Origin of the sequence: Brevibacillus laterosporus (assembly GCA_007833815.1) — a bacterium.
Lineage (GTDB): Bacteria > Bacillota > Bacilli > Brevibacillales > Brevibacillaceae > Brevibacillus_B > Brevibacillus_B laterosporus_D.
Window position 1 is genome coordinate 2,385,796 of sequence record CP033464.1, and the last position, 22,195, is coordinate 2,407,990.

Sequence of the window (22,195 nt, forward strand, 5' to 3'; positions counted from 1 at the left end):
ATGTCGGTTGACTTACTAGATGCGTTAGACAAAGAGATTTTGGATGCTATTCAAAAAGAGATTCCGCTAGTTCCTGAGCCATTTAAAGTAATGGCGGAAAATTTGGGAACGACAGAAGAAGAGCTAATGACTCGTTTGGAGAAAATGAAGGGTGATTCTATCCGTCAAATCTCTGCGATCTGCGATACCAAAGCATTGGGCTATAAATCAAGCCTTGTAGCAGCTCGTATTGCTCCAGATAAACTAGATGAAATGGCTGTAAAAGTTTTTAATACCCATCCAGGTATTACACATAACTATAAACGTAACCATGATTTTAACCTTTGGTTCACGATTGCTCTACCTCCGAACAGCCGTTTTGGACTGGAAAAAACGGTTGAAATTTTAGGAGAATTGTCTAATGTGGAATCTATTCGCATTCTACCTACTCTGAAACTGTATAAAATTGGAGTACAACTAGATGTGAAAAAGGAGACGGAAGCGAATACGAAATCCGCACCTACCTACACGGAAGAAATGCGTCAGGCAGCTATTGATCTAGGCATCTCTGATGTAGATACCAAGGTGATTATCGAATTACAAAAGGATTTACCTATCGTTTCGCGTCCATATGATGAGTGGGCAAAAAATGCTGGAATGACCACAGAAGAATTATTAAATCATGCTAAAGTATTGGTAGAGCGCGGTCAAATGCGTCGTTTCTCTGCGGTACTAAATCATCGAAAAGCTGGTTTCCGTGCAAATGGTATGGGTGTATGGAATGTACCAGAAGAACAAGCGGAGGAAATGGGACTGAAAATGGGTTCCTTCCGAGCAGTTAGCCATTGCTATTTGCGTCCGACTTATCCAGACTGGAAATACAGCATCTTTACGATGGTACATGGTCGTGATAAGGAAGAGTGTGAATCAATCCTACAAGCAATTGAAGATGAAACAGGTATCACGGATCGTATCACATTGTACTCTACTAAAGAATATAAGAAAACACGCGTATCTTATTTCACACCTGAGATTTATGAATGGGAAGATGAGGTGGCGGAAAGACTGGGATTGGACAAGTAAGCGTGAACAATGTCAGATAGATTGCAATGCATGCGCTGTTTCCTGATAAGGAGCATATTGTCATAACAGGAAAACGCTTGTTTGAGAGTGATCAAACAAGCGTTTTTTCTAACAGTTTCACTATAACAGATGTTAATGGGGTGAGTGGAATGACTCGACAATTTACCAAATCAATCGAATTACATAAAGAAGCGGTAGAATACATTCCAGGTGGGGTTAATAGTCCTGTGCGTGCTTTTAAAAGCGTAGGGGGCAATCCTATTTATATGGAAAAAGGGGAAGGGTCCCGTATTACCGATGTAGATGGACATACATATATTGATTATATTGGTTCTTGGGGACCTTTGATCTTGGGACATGCTCATCCAAAAGTATTGCAGGCGATTAGTGAGACTGCTTTGCTTGGCACTAGTTTCGGAGCGCCTACAGAACGTGAAACCACGATGGCCAAGTTAGTGTGTGATATTGTTCCATCAGTAGAAGTTGTACGAATGGTAAACTCTGGCACAGAAGCAACAATGAGTGCGCTTCGTCTGGCTCGTGGGTACACGAAACGAGACAAGATTATGAAGTTTGAAGGCTGTTATCATGGCCACGCGGACAGTTTGCTGATTAAAGCTGGCTCGGGTGTTGCTACATTAGGCTTGCCGGATAGTCCTGGTGTTCCTGAAACAATTGCGGTCAATACCATAACGGTACCGTACAATGATATGAATAGTGTGCGTCTTGCTTTTGAAAAATACGGTAATGAACTAGCAGCTGTTATTGTAGAGCCGATTGGCGGCAATATGGGTGTTGTGCCACCCCAACCGGGCTTCTTAGAAGAATTGCGTAGTATTACGGAACAGTATGGTACATTGCTCATTTTTGATGAAGTAATGACGGGATTCCGTGTAGCTCGTGGCGGTGCTCAAGATTTGTATAAGATCATGCCAGATTTGACCACAATGGGTAAGGTAATTGGTGGAGGTTTGCCAGTTGGTGCATATGGAGGTAAACGTGAAATTATGCAACACGTGGCTCCGGCGGGTAACGTATATCAAGCAGGAACCTTATCGGGTAACCCACTAGCGATGGCAGCAGGGATTGCTACATTGTCTGAGCTTAGTAAACCAGGTGTTTATGAAAAATTGGATGTGCGTTCTGCTCGACTAGCGGAAGGTTTAGCGGCTAATGCAACTAAATTGGGGATCCCCCATACTGTTAATCGTGTTGGCTCGATGGTATGCCTATTCTTTACAGATACGCCAGTCATCAACTATGAGACGGCTAAAACCGCAGATTTGGACAAGTTTTCTCGTTATTTCCAACAGCTATTACAAGAAGGCATCATGATTCCACCTTCTCAATTCGAAGGAATGTTTGTCTCTGTTATGCATAGTGATGAGGATATCGAAGAGACCATTGAGGCAAGTTATAAGGCGATGGCTACACTAGTCTAATTAAATGAAAATATAGGTTTTGGGAATAAAGCAGGCAGGTGGAACACTCCATCTGTCTGTTTTTTTGTTTCTTAAAACTTGCTCAAAAAAGCAAACTTCACCTACTTTCTCTAACAAGATGATATAATAAATAGGGGGTTTCATAACAGAAAAAAAATAGACACCGAGGAGGAATGACATGGGAGGAAAACGATTTACGGCACCAGTCACTGTACATATTTTTCTACGAGAAGATGACAAAATCCTACTGTTAAGAAGGTACCAGACCGGTTATGAAGATGGAAATTATAGTGTTGTAGCTGGTCATCTTGATGGTGGTGAACAGGTGATAGAAGCTACGATTCGTGAAGCTCGTGAAGAGGCAGGCATTGAATTAAGCCCTGAACAGATAACGATAACGGGCATCATGCATCGTTTTTCCATGGATGAGCGCATTGATTTTTTTGTAACAGCAACAGAATGGTTAGGAGAGATTTACAACGCAGAACCTCATAAATGCGATGAATTAGCATGGTTCTCTATTCATGATCTTCCTCAGAATACCATTTCATATATAAAAAAAGCGATTGAGCTATCGGTCAGTAGATCTGAAATCTGGTTTGATAGTTACGGATTTGAAAACAAGGAGGGATAGTGTGCACACAGCGCTTGTTTTAGGGGGAACTCGTTTTTTTGGAAAAAGGTTGGTTCAGGAGCTTTTGGATAAAGGGATAAAAGTCACCCTTGCGAATCGGGGACTTACCAAAGATCCGTTTGGCAATCAGGTAGAGAGAATTATTGTCGATCGCTATGATGAGGAATCCATGCTGTCTGCATTTGAGGATTACGAATTTGATATGATATTTGATAATATTTGCTATGCATCAGAGGATGCACGGATTGCTATAAAGGTTTTTACTGATAAAGTCTCCCGTTATATTTTTACTTCTACCTTATCTGTCTATGATGAGGCAGACCGATTTGTAACAGAAGAGGATTTTGATCCTTATCACTACCCTATTCAATATGTGAACAGACAAGAAACGTCCTATAAGGAAGGGAAACGTCTGGCTGAAGCCGTGTTCTTTCAGGAAGCCCCTTTTCCTGTAGCGGCTATTCGATTCCCGATTGTATTGGGAGACGATGATTATACGCGCCGCTTACATTTTCACGTAGAACATGTGATGAAACAATGGCCGATCGGTATCCCTAATATAGAAGCGACTATGGGCTTTATTCCAGCTAATCAAGCTGCACGTTTTCTGTTATGGGCTGCAGAAGAGGAGCTGGAGGGGGCTTTTAATGCTTGCTCGCACGGCGTTGTTACATTAAAAGGAATAATCAGCATGATAGAAGAAAGCACAGGTAAGCAGGCAATCATTTTGTCAGAGACAGAGGATGAACACATGTCGCCATTCGGGATATCGCACTCGGTATGGTGCATGAGTAATGAAAAAGCAAAAGAAACAGGCTTTTTATTCGTTCCTTTGCAAGAATGGTTACCACCACTTATTCACCGAATCAGGAAATCGTTTGAAAAAATAGAGAGCTAGGTATAGCCACAGTAAATGAGCGTGTTGTAGCTTTGTGATCTAAAATCGTCCCGTTTCACCAATAAAGGTGGAGTGGGATTTTTTTGTCCAATGTTACCAGATGCAGACGTATAACTTTTTTTCAGATCCTTCTAGAATGTTCTATTTCCATTGCTCTGTCCATATAGATATAGGGAAATGTTTGTGGAGTTGAAAGGAGGAGCATGTGTGTCTGTACAAGATGGACTGTTATCGTTTCAAATGAAGGAGACCATATTTCTCTCATCAGATAAACCAGGAATTGAAGAATTGCGGGAATTAGAACTATTGCCCGACTTAGACATAAGGGAAACTGATCATGAAATTACGATTTGTGGGTCCTTACAGCTGCGCGGCAAATATATGCCGACCAAGAGCGCCAACGCAAAAACGGATGGCGGAACGGACACCTTGGTTTCGGCGATGAAGTTTACACCGTTGCAGTTGGAACAAGGAGATACGGATGTTTTTTTCTCAGAAGAAGAGGCGGATATTATGCATCGTATACCTTTAAGTATCTCTGTCCCCGTCTCCAGAACCAAAGAGGTAGCTGAAATTTACGGGATTGTCGATAGTTTTGATTATGAGGTAAAGGGTCCTAAACAATTGCTCATTACTGCCGATTTAAAGATAGCTGGCATCCAGTTAAAGTCTGAACAGGAAATCCACGCTGAACAGCAATCTCATAAGCCTGACGATACCTGGGAGTATATTCAAGTAGCTCATGATGAGAGTACTGAACAGGAATATCAGCATGTCACTATTGATGATTTAGAACGAAAGCTGGCCGCTTTAGAAAAAGAAGTAGAGGCCCAATTAGAACACCAAAATGCAGACGGACAAGAATCGGTAGAGGAAGTTGCTCATGCTGAGCAATACCAACCATACCAGTTTTATCAACCATTTCCGGGATTACAATCACAACGAGAAGATACAGAACAAAGTAGCTGGGATCAGGATTCGGCTACACGTTTCCGTTATCAACACCCACAATTTGCAGCTTATGAAGCAGAGGCAGAAATGGCAGATCGGGGAGAAGTCGAGCAATCAAGTAATGTTCCTTATCAAACATATTCCCATGTACCAGAAGAATCTATAGAACAGCAAACACCGTTTGGATACGGATTTCATCCAACATCAATGTCGGAACCACCACAGTATGTACCGTACGGGTCACAGCCCTATTATCAGCTAAATCCTTTCGCACATGGACCAGGTCAAGTGCCGAACCCTAACCCTTTTGCGCCACCACCTCCACACCCGTTTCAACCGATTGCAGGGCAGTTCCATCAAGGGCAGCAACCTCCGCAATACCCATTTGCCCAAATGCCGCCATACGCACCACCGCAACAGACTTTTTATCAACCGCCGCCGCCGTATCCACCTAATCCGGTACCAGAAGCTGCTTCTGCTATTCAGTACCAGTCAGAATATGTAGATGAATCTCCATATCAAGCCGCGTATCAGCCTCCACCTTCTTATGAGTATGTGGAGGAACATGAACAAGAGACTGATAATGTGTATGCAGAGCCTGCATCCTATCATGGTCAGGAAGAATTAGAAACGGATATAGAGGAGAAAATGTACGAATCTCCATATCAAGCTGCGTATCAGCCTCCACCTTCTTATGCGTATGTGGAGGAACATGAACAAGAGACTGACAACGTGCTTGCAGAGCCTGCATCCTATCATGGTCAGGAAGAATTAGAAACGGATATAGAGGAGAAAATGTACGAATCTCCATATCAAGCTGCGTATCAGCCTCCACCTTCTTATGAGTGTGTGGAGGAACATGAACAAGAGACTGACAACGTGCTTGCAGAGCCTGCATCCTATCATGATCAGGAAGAATTAGAAACGGCTATAGAGGAGAAGGCGTACGAATCCGCATATCAAGCTACTTCTAAAGGAGAGTCATCTCACAATAATTCATCTGAACACTTCCAACTTGTTGCAGAACACAAAGAAGTTGTTACAGAAGATCAAGAAATTGTTACTAAACAAAAGAAAGTCGTTACAGAACGTGAAGAAGCGCGGGTAACGCTTCACAATTCCCCTCCTAAAGTGCAATTAGCTGCTGATCCAGATCCATATGCGAAATATTGGGAAGGCAGTGAAGATGAGCAAGCAGAAGTAGCAGAAGTAACGGAAGCAGCAGAAGTAACGGAGGCAGTCGAAATACATGTCGATCATGATGAAAATAAGGTGCATGCTCATACAGCGGAATACGATCAGGAAATACAAGCGCCTGCTATCAGTACCGAATTAAGTGAAGAGGATGAAGCCACTGTTCTTATGGCTCAACTAGAAGCGGAAGAAGAAATAACTGTTGAAGAAATAGTTGCAACACCTGTAGCTGAATCAGAAAAAGAAATGAAAGTGGCCATTGGTTCCAAAAACAACAGGACAGAGAAAAATGAAACGATGAATTTCTCCAATATTTTCTCTCACTTACATGGAAATGAGAAAAGTGGAAGACGGCGTGATGAGGGCAAACAGGAAGACGCACTGGAACAAATGAAAGCCAGACGAACTGATGGGAGTAGTTCACGTACGGATGCATTAGGTAACCTTACATCATTTGTGCAAGACCGTACAGAGAAATTCAGTAAATTAAAAATGTGCATTATCCAGAAAAATGAAACCTTGGATTCTATTGCCCAGCGGTATGAGTTATCGGTTACCAAAATTAAAGAAGCGAATCGCATGTCAACAGATCGCGTAGAAGAGGGGCAAATTCTTTACATTCCGCAATGAGGGGAGAGAGGGGTATGGCAAAAGAACAAATAGATATTTCCCCCATCTGCAAGCGATACAAAATCAGAACGATTAAAATAACGCCGAAAACCGATTACTATTTAATACAAACAAACAGGGGAACCAAGGAGATGCGGGTCTGGCCTCGTGTAGATTATATGCGTTGGTCTTTTGGGTGGCGTGAACAGATGGCGCGGCAGGGTTTCAGGAATGTTGAAAGATTTATCCGCACAAAAGATTCGAAGCCCTATGTGGTATCAAATAAAAAAGGTTATAGCCTGACAGATCATTATAGCGCGGCAGAACCCATTGCCTACACCATAGATAACATGATGGAATGTGGTCGTATGATAGCGCGGATGCATCAAGCTCAACAGGCACAAGCTACCCAAATAGGGGGAGAGTTGCTAAAACGGGAGCAATCACATGCACAGGAAGTAATGGTACAGACAAAAAAAATTTTGGAGCAGTGGGAACGAGAAAGTAATTTCAAACAACGAAGAAGTAGATGGAGTAGCCTGTTTCCCTCTATCTTAGAACGGATGGAACGCAGTGCGGTTTTAATCAAGAGTGTATCATTACCAGAGGAAATACTTGCAGCCTCCCATAAGGAGTTAACACGGAAAAACTGGGTTATGGTCGACAACAAGTTGTTTTTGCGAGGTTTCTACAAAACCTCTCTCACCATTCAGCATAAAGATACGGCAAGCTTTTTACAGGAAATAGCTCTGGACGGTGGAGACCCAGCGTTAGTTGATGCCTTCCTTGATGGCTATGAAGAAGAAAAAACATTGAGTTATGAAGAATTCCGACTGTTACTCTCTTTTATGGTTTATCCGCAGGAACTGTGGAGCAACTTGGAGAAAGTTCTGCAGGTTAATATAAAAGAGGATAATCAGGTAGCGGAAGATATCAAACAGTCTGTCATGCGACAACGTGAACTAGACTATCATCTGCAACGCTTGGCGAAGCGAGCAGAGCGAGGACGGCAACCGTCATGAGTCGTTACGATCACCTCTTCCCCTTGTTTAACGAGTACGATATGTATGTACAATCCATTGAGGTGGTACAGCCTTCAACTGTTTATAAAGGGACTACTCCGTATGGATGTTATTCCTGCAAACAAACAGCTGCGCCGATCACTCGCCTACACTATGTGGGGGGCGTTCTGAGGCATTTGGAGCAAAAAGGCTGGGATGGTGCTATTCCACTTTTATATACAAAATTCGATGAGCCCTATGTGAAGCGGGGGGAAGAGGTTTATTATTTAACCGAATGGGAAGAAAGTGTTATGATTTCCAAGGCAAACCTGTCTATCTGGGCTTCTGGTACAGTTGTTCGGTTGGCTGAGTTCCATCAGCTGACCCAAAATTATCGCTTTGATGATCCGAGACAGGTGGAGCCGCTCGTTGATGCCTTAATCAATAGATGGCAGAGTTGGATTCGTCAGTTGGATATGTTTCGTGATCTAGCGAATGAACGGGATTATTCGTCCCCATTTGATGTTGTCTTTTTGGCAAACCATGCTTTTATCGCGGACGTTGCCAACCAAGCCTTGGAAAATTTGCGGATTTGGCGAAGACGACACGAAACAAGTAATCATTTTCGACTGTCGCTCATCCATGGTTATCCACATCCCAGCCATACAGTTATGGATGAGAGTGGCAAGATACGTTTACTAAATTTTGACCGAACCGTGTTCGATACTCCTGTACGAGATATGACCGTGATGCTCCGCAATTACTTTCAATTAGGTGGAGAAAGTAAAACAGCAACTGATCTTTTTGAACAGTATGGCGAAGTGTTCCCTCTTCGTCCAGAAGAGTTGTCGCTACTACAATACTTTTTGCAATATCCAGAGCGGATCATGCGTGATCTGGAGTCTTACTACAATCGACGTTATGAATGGACGGAGCTATTTGCGGTTAAACGATTGGAAAAGGATTTGGATCGGCTGGTGAGGTTAAATAGATGGATCAATCAAGCGTTTTGAGTAAGACGCCTTCTTGGAAAAGGAGGCGTTTTTTGCATGATCGTTGGATATATAATGATATGCTTACAGCCAATCCATCGAGAATGCTACGTAAGAAATGGCGAGAAAGCCTAAGATTAATACATCTAGGGAGGTAGGCAACAGTAGGGTTCTGATAAACTGAAAGGCTGTAAAAGGCAACAGAAATTGTTTATAGGCGGACTTGATGTTAAAGAGAAAGGAACTGTATTTAAAGCGTCGCCAGTTCATAATGATCACCCCTTATTGCACAGCGTATGCAGCATGACGCAAGAGAGTGAAGCCCAGAGGCACTTTCTGATTCGTTTATTTAAAGGAATTGCAGTAAAATAAAGAAAAGAAAGAAATGAAGAAAGGATGTGGTTCTTTTGGTTGAACATAGGAAGATCAACACGGTTCAACTATTTAAAAGAGTGTTTTTTATCATTTTGGGTTCAATGATTTTTTCTTTTGGACTAGAAGAATTTTTAATTCCCAATCAGGTTATTGACGGGGGAATTACGGGCATTTCTATTATCTTTAGCCATTTGACAGGATGGCCGATCGGTATTTTTTTATTTCTGTTAAATGTCCCCTTCCTAATCATTGGTTATAAACAGATCGGAAAGACGTTCGCCTTGTCTACATTGTTTGGTGTTACGATCATGTCAATTGCTACGACATTATTGCATCCGGTCAGTGCTGTAACGAAAGAACCGTTTCTCGCTGCTGTGTATGGAGGTGTGTTTTTGGGCATTGGGGTAGGTTTGGTAATACGTTACGGCGGTTCCCTTGATGGTACAGAAATCGTAGCCATTTTGTTTAACAGAAAAACAGCTTTTTCCGTTGGCGAAATAATTATGTTTTTAAACATATTTATTTTAGGCAGTGCTGGCTTTGTATTTGGATGGAATCAAGCTATGTACTCATTGATTGCTTACTACATTGCTTACAAAATGATTGAATTAACCCTTGAGGGCTTTAACGAATCAAGATCGGTCTGGATCATTAGTGACAAGCATCGAGAGATTGGTGAAACTCTTCTTGCAAGGCTAGGTCGTGGCGTTACTTATCTAAATGGGGAAGGTGGATATTCAGGAGATACCAAGACGGTTATCTTTACTGTAATCACCCGATTGGAAGAAGCTAAATTAAAATCGATTGTAGAAGAATGGGACCAATCTGCATTTTTAGCCATTGGGAACATTCATGATGTAAAAGGCGGTCGATTTAAGAAAAAAGCCATTCATTAAGAGGAACGAGAGTTGTCTGATTTAGGGGGAAGGTAAATCAAACAGCTTTCGTTCCCGCTTTTATGCACCCACGTTTTTCTCTATTTGACGTACCATTATGGGTTCGCTATAATATGCTGTATATAAACGATTATATATGCAATGCTATGATTGGAAAGAGTACATAAACCCGCCTTGTCAGAGAGGGAGAGTCATTATGCTGCGAGATTCTCTAAGGAGTAGGGATATGGAAAGTCGTCCATGAGCAATTCCAATGAACGAGTACATATTGAGTAGTTGGAATCGGCGTCAAGCCGTTATCTTGTTAGAGTGAACGCGTGAGTTCTGTTCTTTCACTATTATGGGAAAGATACGTGAATAGTATTATACGCGTTAACAAAGGTGGTACCGCGAAACAAACTCCTTTTCGTCCTTTGATGATCAGGAGTTTTTTTATTTGCCCATGTAATGATGTGCAATTATAAGGAGGAATAGGATTATGGCAAACGAACAAGCATCCCTTGATGCACAACTACCAAAAAACTATGATCCAAAGGCAGCGGAAGCCAAATGGTATCCCTACTGGATGGAAAAAGAATTTTTTAAAGCGGAGCGCGATCCAAAGAAAGCTCCTTATACAATTGTGATTCCACCTCCAAATGTAACAGGTAAATTACATTTGGGTCATGCGTTGGACACAACATTACAAGATATTATTACGCGTGCTAAGCGCATGCAAGGATACAGCACACTGTTCCTGCCAGGAATGGATCATGCTGGTATCGCAACTCAAACCAAGGTAGAAGGGAATTTGCGTGAAGAAGGCTTGAGTCGCCATGATTTAGGCCGTGAAAAATTTGTAGAAAAAGTATGGGAATGGAAGCATGTCTACGCTAGCCATATCCGTGAACAATGGGAAAAAATTGGGCTTGCTCTAGATTACTCTCGTGAGCGTTTTACGATGGACGAAGGCTTGTCCCGTGCTGTTCGTGAAGTATTTGTTCGCCTCTATGACAAAGGCTTGATCTACCGTGGTAAACGCATCATTAACTGGGACCCGGCTGCTCGTACAGCTTTGTCTGACATTGAGGTTATTTATAAAGAGGTAAAAGGTGCTTTGCATCATATGCGTTACCCATTAGCTGATGGAAGTGGCTTTATTGAAGTGGCTACTACTCGACCTGAAACGATGTTGGGCGATACAGCAGTAGCCGTTCACCCTGAAGATGACCGTTACAAACACCTAGTTGGCAAAATGGTTGTCCTACCAATCATAGGTCGTGAGATTCCGATTGTAGCGGATGATTATGTAGACCCTGAATTTGGTTCAGGTGCGGTCAAAATTACACCTGCGCATGATCCAAATGATTTTGAGATTGGTCTACGCCATAACTTGGAACAGATCATTGTCATGGATGAATCCGGGGTAATGAATGAGCATGCAGCTTTCTATAAAGGGCTTGATCGTTTCGTTTGTCGTAAGCAAATTATCAAAGACTTACAAGAGCAAGGCGTTATGTTTAAAATTGAAGAACACATCCACCAGGTTGGGCACAGTGAGCGAAGCGACGCAGTAGTCGAACCTTACCTATCTACGCAATGGTTTGTTAACATGCAGCCTCTTGCAGATGAGACACTAAAAAATGCTGCTTCAGAAGACAGCGTTACATTCGTTCCTGAGCGTTTTAAAAACACATACCTGCGCTGGATTGAAAATATTCGTGACTGGTGCATTTCCCGTCAATTATGGTGGGGCCATCGTATCCCAGCTTGGTATTGTCAGGACTGTGGCGAGTTGCATGTATCCCGTGACGACATCACAGAATGTTGCAAGTGTCACTCTAGCAACCTTTCTCAAGACAATGACGTCTTAGATACGTGGTTTAGCTCTGCTTTGTGGCCATTCTCCACATTAGGCTGGCCAGATGAAACAGAAGACATGAAATACTTCTACCCAACCAATGTACTTGTAACAGGCTACGACATTATTTTCTTCTGGGTAGCTCGTATGATTTTCAGTGGATTGGAATTTACCGGAGAAAAACCATTTGAACATGTGCTGATCCATGGAATTATCCGCGATTCTGATGGACGTAAGATGTCTAAGTCGCTTGGTAACGGGGTTGACCCGATGGAAGTAATCGAGAAGTATGGTGCGGATGCATTGCGTTTCACTCTGGCAACAGGTAATTCTCCAGGTAACGACCAACGTTTCTATTGGGAAAAAGTAGAAGCAAACCGAAACTTTGCAAACAAGATCTGGAATGCTTCACGTTTTGCTTTGATGAATCTACAAGACTTTACGTATGAAGATATCGACTTGACCAAAGAATTATCTGCACCTGATAAATGGATTTTGACACGTCTACAAGGAACGATTACAGATGTTACTCGATTGATGGATGCGTTTGACTTTGGGGAAGCGGGTCGTCTGTTGTATAATTTCCTATGGGATGATCTATGTGACTGGTACATTGAGATGGCTAAATTACCATTGTACGGCACAGATGAACAAGCGAAGAAAGCGACACAATCGGTTCTTGTATATGTACTAGATCAGACGTTGCGCTTGTTACACCCATTCATGCCATTCATCACGGAAGAAATATGGCAAGCTCTACCTCATCAAGGAGAAAGTATTACCGTTGCTGCTTGGCCGCAAGCGAAAAGCGAGCTTACTTTTAATGATGCAGAAGCAGAAATGAGCTTGCTCATGGACATTATCCGAAGTGTACGTAACATCCGTGCAGAAGTAAACGTACCAATGTCCAAAAAAATTGAACTAGTGATCAAGGCAAATGACCAACAATCTCTCCAATGCTTACAACGTGGAGAAGAGTTCTTGGTACGTTTCTGCAACCCTGAAAAACTGGTGATCGGTGCTGATCTGGAAGCTCCGGAAAAAGCGATGTCCGCTGTTGTCACTGGAGCCGAGCTATTTTTACCGCTTGCCGGGTTACTTGACTTAGTACAAGAGCGCAAGCGTTTGGAGAAGGAAATTGATACACTAAATAAAGAAGTAGATCGCATCGAGAAAAAGCTGAACAACCCAGGCTTTATGGCAAAAGCACCCGCAAATGTCATTGAGGAAGAAAAAGCGAAAATGACGGACTACGCTAACAAGCGTGAAAAGGTAGTCGCTCGTTTAGCTGACCTAGAATCCTAAGCTTGACTGCTTCATTTTTGTCATAACAAAACGATTGGGGTCATACGGTAAATGAAGGCAGATCACATTCTTACTTATGATGAAGCGCTAAATTGGCTTCACAGCCTGTTACGTTTTGGATTAAAACCGGGTTTAGAGCGCATGAATTGGATGCTAGAGGAGTTGGGGCATCCCGAACGTAACTTATTATTTGTTCATGTGGCAGGTACCAATGGAAAAGGCTCTACGTGCACTTTTTTGACGCACGTTTTGCTGGAGGCGGGGATTAGTGTTGGAACCTTTACATCCCCGTATATCACTGATTTTCGCGAACGTATTCGATTAAATAACCAACTCATTCCACAGGACGACCTTGTTCGTCTTGTGGATGAAATAAAGCCGTTGGTGGAGCGTTGTGAACAGGAAACAGAGTACGGTTGTCCTACTGAATTTGAGGTTATTACGTTGCTGGCTATCTGTTATTTTGGCCTAGTGGTCAGACCTGCAATTGTTGTTTGGGAAACCGGGCTTGGTGGGCGTTTGGATTCAACTAACGTTGTCCATCCCATCATGAGCGTCATTACTAATGTTGGTCTTGATCATACAGATATTCTCGGTTCATCTATCGGTGAAATCGCTTTGGAAAAAGCCGGCATTATTAAACCGGGAGTGCCTGTCGTAGTAGGTAATCTCCAAGAAGAGGCATTGAACGTTATTTCTAGGATTACAAAACAAAAGAACAGCAAGCTTTATCGGTTGGGTTGCGAATTTGATGCCCAGCCGCTCTTTACGGAAGCCTTAAAAGGGGCGCAACATATTGAGTATAGTAGTTTGTTTCGTCCCACGACTTCCACATATCAACTGGGTTTACTGGGTAAGCATCAGGTGCAAAACGCGGGTGTTGCCTTGATGGTTCTAGATCTCTTGCGGGAATTTTATGCCTTTTTTGTTGAAGAAGAAGATAGGAAAAAAGGCTTGGCACAAGCTACATGGCCAGGTCGAATGGAAATTGTCTCAAGAAATCCATTATGCATGATAGATGGAGCACATAACACGGAAGGTATCACGATGCTGGTTGATAGTTTGGGTGAACTTGCAAAAGATACAAAGCGGATTCATTTGATGTTCTCTGCTCTTGAAGATAAACCGTTGTCTCAAATGGCTCGGGTTCTTAAAGAGGCGCCGCTCGAACTTGCCAACGTGTATCTCACGAGCTTTGATTTTCCAAGAGCCGCCTCTGTTGATACCTTGGAGGATGCTTTTTTAACTGGCGGCTTTAATCAAGAACAACTGGAATGTGTTGATGACTGGAAAATCGTGTTGCGTGAATGGCTGAGCGACGAGACGAAGAGCGATGAGACGTTGTTGATTTGCGGATCACTTTACTTCATCTCTTTGGTACGCTCAATTTTTTCAATCCCCGTAGAACAGGTAGGTGAATAAAGTGGAACCATTGCAACATGTCCACTTCGTCGGAATCGGCGGTTATGGTATGAGTGGAATTGCTCGCGTATTAGTTGATTTAGGATATAAAGTAACAGGCTCGGACGTAGCGATGAACGATCTTGCCCGAAAACTGCAAGAAAAAGGAGCACAGGTGGTTATCGGTCACGATGCTTCCCATATTGATGGGGCAAATATCGTAGTTTATTCCACTAGTATCTCGAAAGAAAATCCTGAAGTTGCAGCGGCCCTGAAAAATGGGATTCCGCTGTTGCATCGTTCACAGATGCTTGCAAAGATTCTAAATGAGAGAACGGGTGTAGCGGTGGCTGGTGCTCACGGAAAAACCACTACTACTTCCATGACTGCTCACATTCTGGAAGCGTGTGGCGAGGACCCCACGTTTATTATCGGTGGAGAACTAGTTAATGCTGGCACAAATGCGAAAGCTGGTAAAAGTGATTATGTAGTCGCAGAAGCAGATGAAAGTGACGGCTCCTTTAAGGAGTACCATCCAGCGTATGCCATTGTGACTAACATTGAACCAGATCATTTGGAACACTTTGATGGCGATTTTGCCAACCTGAAAAAGGCGTATGTCCATTTTCTAGGAAACATTAAACCAGATGGAACAGCTATTTTGTGTCTGGATGATGAGCACGTACGTGAATTAATGCCTACAGTTAATCGAAAGGTAATCACGTATTCTATTGACCCTGTATATAGTGGATCAGCCGATTACTACGCTAAGGATATTGTGTGCGGTGATCTAGTTACGACCTATCAGGCGTGGCATAAAGGAGTTCATTTGGGTGAGGTAATCCTTCACTTCCCGGGTAAACATAATGTAGCCAACTCTCTAGCGGCAATGATTGTAGCGTTAGAAGCAGGGGTCTCCTTTGATAAGATATCTCAGGCCTTGACCACATTCCGTGGGGCAAAACGCCGTTTCCAAATTATTGGTCACGCACAAGATATTCTAGTGGTTGATGATTATGCTCATCATCCAACTGAAATCATGGCAACATTAAATGGGGCGAAGTCTTGCGGCCGTCGAGTGATTGCGATTTTCCAACCACAGCGCTATACACGTACGTATTTTTTGATGGAAGAATTTAGCCGAGCTTTTTCAGAAGCGGACGAAGTTATTATTACGGACATTTTCTCCCCAGCTGGTGAACAGAAAATCGAAGGGGTATCCTCTGAGGTACTAGTTGATAAAATTAAAGTGAATAGCCATCCTCGTGCACAGTACATTCCTACGAAAGAAGAGGTACAGCATCATTTGGTGACACAATTGCAACCGGGTGATCTGATCTTGACAATGGGAGCTGGGGACATTTGGAAGTCGGCTTATTGGTTCGCTGAACACTTGAAACAAAAGATTAAGGAAACGCAGGAAAGCTAGCATAAAGCATTTATTGTCATACTAAATTAGATAGTGGTAACAAAGGAAACTGCCGGATTTGTCTGGCAGTTTTTTTGTCCTTGTCAAGAGCGATAGGATATAAATAAGTGAAATAAATAACAAAGTGAGTCGGCGGGTGATGATGATGGACCAGTGGAATTGGTACACAATGATAATGGCAGGAGCAGACATCGAACTATTGGTAAGTTGGTTATGTGGGGCTTTACTGGGGGTGCTCTGCCTTACTGATAGTAGGAAACGCCTGATTCCTAATGTGATGGTATGGCCCGCTTGGCTGGTATTTTTGTGGATACGTTTGATGTTTCCCTTAAAGGGAGAGACTTTTGCAACGCATGTGGTAGCCATGGTGTTTGCTTTTGCACTTTTATATATGACGGCAATAGCAACAAAAGGAGGAGTGGGAGGAGGCGACATCAAGCTAGCTTCCTTATTGGGACTGGTTGTTGGGAAGACATATATAATAGCTCTTTTGCTAGTGGCAGGGATTTGCGCTATTACATTGGTTATTCTGCTAGGTAGACAGACACGGATGAAACAAGAAGGGATACCATTTGCTTGCTGTTTAACGGTCGGCTGGTTTTTAACTTATGTAGGTAAGGTTGATGTGTTGCAGGGGTATATTACATTTTTTCTTCCCTAAAGCAGTCATAACTTGTTAGGTCTGTTCGTAAACTAGTAGTACTAGAGTTAGAGAACGAGGAGGACCTACCATGAGCGGACAACCTTCCAATCGAATTTCTATAAAACTATCACCTACTATCCCACCCAAACAAAAGACGAGGGCAAAGCAACAAGTACCAAATATGCCGGTAGTATCCAGAAATGCTCTAAAGAAGGAACTGACTGGGAACCCTGTGAGTAATGAGGAAATGTCTGTAGGTAATGTAGAGGTAGTAGGTGATGATAACAAAGAAACAATTCAGCCAAAAGACGATCAACAAGTGAAGGAAGCAGAGCTGGAATTGGCAGAAGCGATGCAACGATTGGGTAAGCTTGAAGAGCTACGTACACTTACTCATACCAGCAAGGAACAATTTTTGGCTGAATTACATCGAGATGAGGACGTATATCAAAAGGAAGAGAAAGTCAGATCGTTGGAAGAAGACCGATTGACAGAAGAGGACAGGGAGGACCGATATTACGAGGAGTTGTATTCCTCTGCTTGGGGCAAGCGATCAAACAAGCCAGCTTGGTGGGTAAGGTTATTAAAGGATCAAAGCCGTATGTCTAAGAGACCGGTTCTGCGATTATTTATTACCACATTAGGTGCAATTATTCTTGGAGTATTATTTGGCTTTATTGTATTAAATGTTTTTGTGCAGGAGCAACTGGTTCATCCTTCACAAGCGGGTGTTTCCCTACCGAAACCAACTGCACCTCAAACGACATCTACTTCTATTGGCAATCAGAATGGATCAGGGGCAACAGCGGTTCCTGTAAATGGTGAAAATCGAGGTGTAGGATCTAATCAAGTAAAGGAAATAGACTCCACTAGAGAGGGAGCATCGGGAACGAGTTCCACTGGTGGGAAAACAGCTGATGCGATTTTTGCTAGTGTGCAATTTCCAGAACAAAACTATTACATGGTTCAAATGGGGGTGTTTACTGACCCAAAAGCAGCTGACCCAGCGATTATCTCTCTTGATGAGAAGGGTTTACCTCATTTTCTTTATCAAATCGACGGACGACTGCATTTATTTACGGGAGTAGCTCCAAGCCGTGATGCCATTTTGGGATTGGCTGACAATTACAGACAGAAACAGATAGATGTCTATGTCAAAGAAGTAAAGCTACCGGCTATGGAGAAAAAAGTTCAGCTTGTACCTACTTCTGCCTTAGAAGTAGGTGCTTCCGTGGATAAAGGTGTCGTTAATGCCTTTATCAAATCAGGAGCGGAAATCATTCAACAGCTGTCAGCTCTCTCCAGTCAAGTGGTTAATACAGAAAGGCAAAAGGTACGACCGCTCACAGCGGAACAGGAAACAAAGCTAAAGAGCTTGCATGTTGCCTTCTTAGACAATAGCAGAGCGACACAGCAGGCGCTGTCAAAAAAGGAGCAAGTCTACATAGCTGGCATGGTGCAGGGAATGAATCAGGCAATGAGCACGATGACTCAGCTAAAAACAGCTAATGCAGAGCCGTATGCTTGGCAGGTTCAAAAAGGGGTTATGCAATATCTAAATTATTATGCGAAATGGATGAAGGAAACAGAGTAGGAAAAAGACTTTGTTTGCATAAGGTTTCTTGCAGACAAGGTCTTTCTTTCGTTATGATCATAAAAATAATAAAAATGAAACTGCTTCAGTAGTTGTCTCCTGATGTCAAGTTTTGCTACACTTAGGTGTGGTTATGACGACTTTCTTCCAAACATCGAAAAAAAACGAGGGTAGAGAGAATGACGGGGAAAGAATTTGTGATTTTATTGATTGTCCTGTTATCAGGTCTCTTGTTTGGTAGTCTATTAGGACAGATATTAGGTCCTTGGATTCCTTTTCTTCGAGAGAGTAAGATGTTAACATGGAATCCTGCGGCAGATTTGGACATTTTGAAGTACGATCTTCATTTTGAGGTAAACTAAATCTAGCCAGTATTGGAGGGCTTGCTCTCGCTTTTTGGATATATAAAAAAATTCGATAGGGGGAGATATGATGAATCCAGAACAGCAAATCGTATTAGCCTCTTCTTCCCCGCGACGTCAAGAGTTGCTCGCTTTCTTGGGACTTCCTTTTCGTATTCAAGTAAGCAATGTTGATGAGACGACTTCTGATGGGATTGCACCAGAAGAAATCGTGAAAATCTTGTCTCTTAGAAAAGCGGATGCAGTTGCCAAAAATTTGTCATTTGGTCTAGTTATTGGCTCTGATACAATTGTTGTACTAGACGGACAGGTATTAGGAAAACCACGTGATGAAGAAGATGCGTTTCGGATGCTCACCTCTCTAGCAGGACGCGAGCATGAAGTATATAGCGGTCTTGCTATTGTTGATGTTGCGACTGGGAAGATAGCAGTTGATTATTCTTCAACACAGGTTAAAATGCGCACGATGACAGCTGAAGAGATACGTGGATACATCGCTAGTAAAGAACCGATGGATAAAGCTGGTTCTTACGCTATACAGGGCCTTGGATCGACGATTGTAGAACGAATCGAGGGCGATTATTTTACGGTAGTAGGCTTGCCACTTAATCGCTTGGCCCAGATGCTTAATCAATTTGGAATTTCCCTGTTAAACAAGTAGGTATTCCTCTTAGATTGCCTCTCCATGATAGAAGCCACTTGGCAGGAATGACGGAAGGGGCAAAATAAGAGATGAACTGTAACAATTTGAAGCTAAAAAACGTCCCTACATATGAGCGTCCGCGCGAGCGTTTGCTAAGGCAAGGGTCTGCTGCTTTATCTGATGTTGAACTCTTAGCGATTTTACTTCGGACAGGCACAGAAAAAGACTCAGTCCAAGGTGTAGCGCAACGCTTATTAGCTGTGTTTGGCGATTTGCAACAACTCGCAACAGCTTCTCATGAGGAGCTGACAGATATAAGCGGGATTGGTCCCGTTAAGGCTGTGGAAATACAGGCCGCTTTGGAGCTGGGGCGCAGATCAGCGCTTAAAGTCCGAGATATTCGTATCAGTATTCGCTTGCCAAGAGATGTAGCGGAGTATATGATGCCGGAAATGGCTGGTCTTGTGCAAGAACATTTTGTATGCCTGTTTTTAAATACAAAAAATCAGGTTATCGGGAAGAAAACAGTTTTTGTGGGAAGCTTGGATTCTTCTATTGTTCATCCGCGCGATATTTACCGCGAAGCGATAAAACGCTCTAGCGCCTCTATAATCTGTTTGCATAATCATCCAAGCGGAGATCCTGCTCCGAGCAAAGAGGATATTAATGTGACTAAAATTCTGCTTCAAGCAGGGGATTTAGTAGGAATCCCTCTTTTGGATCATGTTATTATTGGAGATGGCCGATACGTTAGTTTAAAAGAACAGGGATATATGTAACACGTACCCTTACACAAAACAAATAATACCTGTCTGTCAGCGGAAGCATCCTACAATATGACCGTTTTGACAAAATGGAAGGAGATTTTCAATATGTTTGGTAGTTTCACACGCGATATGGGGATTGACTTGGGAACAGCTAATACCCTCGTATTCGTTAAAGGAAAAGGAATTGTGGTGAGCGAGCCTTCTGTTGTAGCGATCCGCACTGATACAAATACAATTGAGGCTGTAGGTAATGCGGCAAAAAATATGATTGGCCGTACTCCAGGTAATATCGTGGCTGTTCGTCCCATGAAAGACGGAGTTATTGCTGATTTTGAAACCACTGCAACCATGATGCGTTATTTCATTCGCCAAGCGCAGAAAAATCAAGGCTTTTTTAGCCGCCGTCCAAATGTAATGGTTTGTGTACCATCTGGGATTACAGCGGTCGAAAAACGTGCGGTAGAAGATGCAACCAAACAAGCAGGAGCTAAGGAAGCGTATACTATTGAAGAGCCATTTGCAGCTGCGATTGGTGCTGATTTGCCTGTTTGGGAACCAACAGGTAGCATGGTAGTGGACATTGGGGGCGGTACGACGGAAGTAGCGATCATCTCACTAGGTGGAATTGTAACTAGCCGTTCCATTCGTGTAGCTGGTGATGAAATGGATGAAGCTATCATTCAGTACATTAAACGTCGTTACAATCTGATGATTGGTGAACGTACTTCTGAGACGTTAAAAATGGAGATTGGCTCCGCTATCGCCCCGGATGAACAAGAAACGGTAGATATTCGTGGACGTGACCTTGTGACTGGTCTGCCAAAGACGATCTCTGTTACGAGTACGGAGATCGCAGAAGCATTGGCAGAAACGATTATGTCGATTGTGGAAGCTGTGAAAATTACGTTGGAGAAAAGTCCTCCAGAATTGGCAGCAGATATCATGGACCGCGGAATCGTATTAACAGGGGGCGGGGCACTGCTGCGTCATATTGACCGTCTGTTAACGCGTGAAACAGGCATGCCTGTCCATGTCGCAGAGAATGCTCTTGACTGTGTGGCAATCGGAACAGGACGAGCGCTTGAGAATTTGCATCTCTTTAAATCTAAACATGGAATTACATCTTCACGAGCAAGAAGACGATAAGCGGGTGACGTGTCTATGTCATTCTTCGGTAATCGCAAACTCATAATTGTATTGATTGGCTTGGTTGTTCTGTTAGTAGTGATGGGGTATACCGCCAAAGACAGAATGAACTTGACATGGCCTGAAAAGTTTATGAAAGATACAACCAGCGTGGTGCAGGGCTTCTTTTATCGCCCTGCTCAGGCTGTTTCGCAGTTTGTTCATAATGTTCAAGATGCGTATCACGTGTATGAAGAAAATCGCGTATTAAAAGCAAGTTTGGATCAATACGCCCAAATGTCTGCTGAGTTAAGAGCTGTAAAGTATGAAAATGAACAACTTAGAGAGAGCCTTGGCACAAAGCAAAATTACCATGACTACAATGTAATATATTCAGAAGTAGCGGCAAGAAATACGAGTCAGTGGAATGATGTGCTAGTTATTAATAGCGGTAGCAAACAAGGTGTGAAGAAAGATATGGCGGTCATGACTTCTAAAGGCTTGATTGGTAGAGTGAAGGATGTGTCCAATTTTTCTGCAACAGTTGAATTGCTCACAAGCAAAGAGAGCTCTAACCGTAACCATGTTTCTGGCTACATTTTGCCTACCCAACCTGTTCAAACTCCGAATTCGACTGCGGGTAATGGGCAACAGACAAATGGAGCAAACAGTACTGCAAATGTGGCGAAGCCTAAACCTGTGAGTGGAATTTTAGAAGATTACGACTCGGTTGGAAAATTACTGATCATGCGTAAAATTTCATTGGATCAAAAGATAAGCCCGAATGATGCGGTTATCACGTCTGGTCTGGGGGGTATGATTCCTAGTAAGCTGCCAATCGGTGTGGTGGTCAAAACAGAACCGGGTGACTATGGTTTAACTCAAACTGCCTATATTAGACCATACGCCGATTTCACATTGATTTCCGATGTATTGGTTATTGATCGCAAGTCTGTGATGACACCGGCTGGTGAGATGGTCCCTTCTGGTCAAGGCACCACTCAGGAATCGAAGGGAAAAGGGGGCAAATAG

The 22,195-nt window shown here is 42.9% G+C and carries 18 protein-coding genes and 1 pseudogene; 18 read left to right on the top strand and 1 reads right to left on the bottom strand.

Going from position 1 to position 22,195, the window contains the following annotated elements; translation table 11 throughout:
- From EEL30_12610 to EEL30_12640, 7 genes are all read left to right on the top strand, one after another.
- A complete protein-coding gene (locus EEL30_12610; protein ID QDX93071.1) occupies positions 1-1,062 on the top strand; it encodes an Lrp/AsnC family transcriptional regulator in 1,062 nt (353 codons plus the stop codon).
- Positions 1,063-1,211: 149 nt separating this feature from the next.
- Positions 1,212-2,504, top strand: a complete 1,293-nt coding sequence (gene hemL / locus EEL30_12615; GenBank protein QDX95755.1) for a glutamate-1-semialdehyde-2,1-aminomutase — start codon at positions 1,212-1,214, stop codon at positions 2,502-2,504.
- Positions 2,505-2,682: 178 nt separating this feature from the next.
- Positions 2,683-3,138, top strand: coding sequence for an NUDIX domain-containing protein (locus EEL30_12620; GenBank protein QDX93072.1), 456 nt, complete (start codon positions 2,683-2,685; stop codon positions 3,136-3,138).
- A gap of 1 nt (position 3,139) precedes the next feature.
- The gene (locus EEL30_12625) at positions 3,140-4,036 is read left to right on the top strand and encodes an NAD-dependent epimerase/dehydratase family protein (protein QDX93073.1); all 897 of its coding nucleotides are present in this window, start codon (positions 3,140-3,142) and stop codon (positions 4,034-4,036) included.
- A 177-nt stretch (positions 4,037-4,213) separates the two neighbouring features.
- Positions 4,214-6,811 (top strand): LysM peptidoglycan-binding domain-containing protein, encoded by a 2,598-nt coding sequence (locus EEL30_12630; GenBank protein ID QDX93074.1) that lies wholly within the window; start codon positions 4,214-4,216, stop codon positions 6,809-6,811.
- Positions 6,812-6,825: 14 nt separating this feature from the next.
- Positions 6,826-7,812 carry a hypothetical protein gene (locus tag EEL30_12635; GenBank protein ID QDX93075.1) on the top strand — a complete coding sequence of 329 codons (987 nt, stop codon included), beginning with the start codon at positions 6,826-6,828 and terminating at the stop codon, positions 7,810-7,812.
- The gene (locus tag EEL30_12640) at positions 7,809-8,804 is read left to right on the top strand and encodes a hypothetical protein (protein QDX93076.1); all 996 of its coding nucleotides are present in this window, start codon (positions 7,809-7,811) and stop codon (positions 8,802-8,804) included. The genes EEL30_12635 and EEL30_12640 overlap by 4 nt, the downstream gene beginning before the upstream one ends.
- A 63-nt stretch (positions 8,805-8,867) precedes the next feature.
- Here EEL30_12640 and EEL30_12645 read toward each other — a convergent pair whose 3' ends face one another.
- Positions 8,868-9,053, bottom strand: a complete 186-nt coding sequence (locus EEL30_12645; protein QDX93077.1) for a hypothetical protein — start codon at positions 9,051-9,053, stop codon at positions 8,868-8,870.
- Between the two features lie 137 nt (positions 9,054-9,190).
- Between EEL30_12645 and EEL30_12650 the strand changes: the two genes are divergently transcribed.
- The 11 genes and pseudogenes from EEL30_12650 (at position 9,191) to mreC (ending at position 22,195) form a co-directional block, all read left to right on the top strand.
- The gene (locus tag EEL30_12650; protein QDX93078.1) at positions 9,191-10,054 is read left to right on the top strand and encodes a YitT family protein; all 864 of its coding nucleotides are present in this window, start codon (positions 9,191-9,193) and stop codon (positions 10,052-10,054) included.
- A 478-nt stretch (positions 10,055-10,532) separates the two neighbouring features.
- Positions 10,533-13,199 (top strand): valine--tRNA ligase, encoded by a 2,667-nt coding sequence (locus EEL30_12655; GenBank protein ID QDX93079.1) that lies wholly within the window; start codon positions 10,533-10,535, stop codon positions 13,197-13,199.
- 51 nt (positions 13,200-13,250) lie between these two features.
- Complete coding sequence (locus EEL30_12660) at positions 13,251-14,621, top strand: bifunctional folylpolyglutamate synthase/dihydrofolate synthase (protein QDX93080.1); 1,371 nt, start codon at positions 13,251-13,253, stop codon at positions 14,619-14,621.
- Position 14,622: 1 nt separating this feature from the next.
- Complete coding sequence (locus EEL30_12665) at positions 14,623-16,029, top strand: UDP-N-acetylmuramate--L-alanine ligase (protein QDX93081.1); 1,407 nt, start codon at positions 14,623-14,625, stop codon at positions 16,027-16,029.
- 145 nt (positions 16,030-16,174) lie between these two features.
- On the top strand, positions 16,175-16,690 hold the full coding sequence (locus tag EEL30_12670) for a prepilin peptidase (protein ID QDX93082.1): 516 nt from the start codon (positions 16,175-16,177) through the stop codon (positions 16,688-16,690).
- A 70-nt stretch (positions 16,691-16,760) separates the two neighbouring features.
- A complete protein-coding gene (locus tag EEL30_12675) occupies positions 16,761-18,266 on the top strand; it encodes a sporulation protein (GenBank protein QDX93083.1) in 1,506 nt (501 codons plus the stop codon).
- Between the two features lie 179 nt (positions 18,267-18,445).
- Positions 18,446-18,687: pseudogene (locus EEL30_12680) on the top strand (DUF4321 domain-containing protein).
- An 11-nt stretch (positions 18,688-18,698) separates the two neighbouring features.
- A complete protein-coding gene (locus EEL30_12685) occupies positions 18,699-19,289 on the top strand; it encodes a septum formation inhibitor Maf (GenBank protein ID QDX93084.1) in 591 nt (196 codons plus the stop codon).
- A 71-nt stretch (positions 19,290-19,360) separates the two neighbouring features.
- A complete protein-coding gene (locus EEL30_12690; GenBank protein QDX93085.1) occupies positions 19,361-20,050 on the top strand; it encodes a JAB domain-containing protein in 690 nt (229 codons plus the stop codon).
- A 93-nt stretch (positions 20,051-20,143) separates the two neighbouring features.
- Positions 20,144-21,184, top strand: coding sequence for a rod shape-determining protein (locus tag EEL30_12695; GenBank protein ID QDX93086.1), 1,041 nt, complete (start codon positions 20,144-20,146; stop codon positions 21,182-21,184).
- 15 nt (positions 21,185-21,199) lie between these two features.
- On the top strand, positions 21,200-22,195 hold the full coding sequence (gene mreC, locus EEL30_12700; protein QDX93087.1) for a rod shape-determining protein MreC: 996 nt from the start codon (positions 21,200-21,202) through the stop codon (positions 22,193-22,195).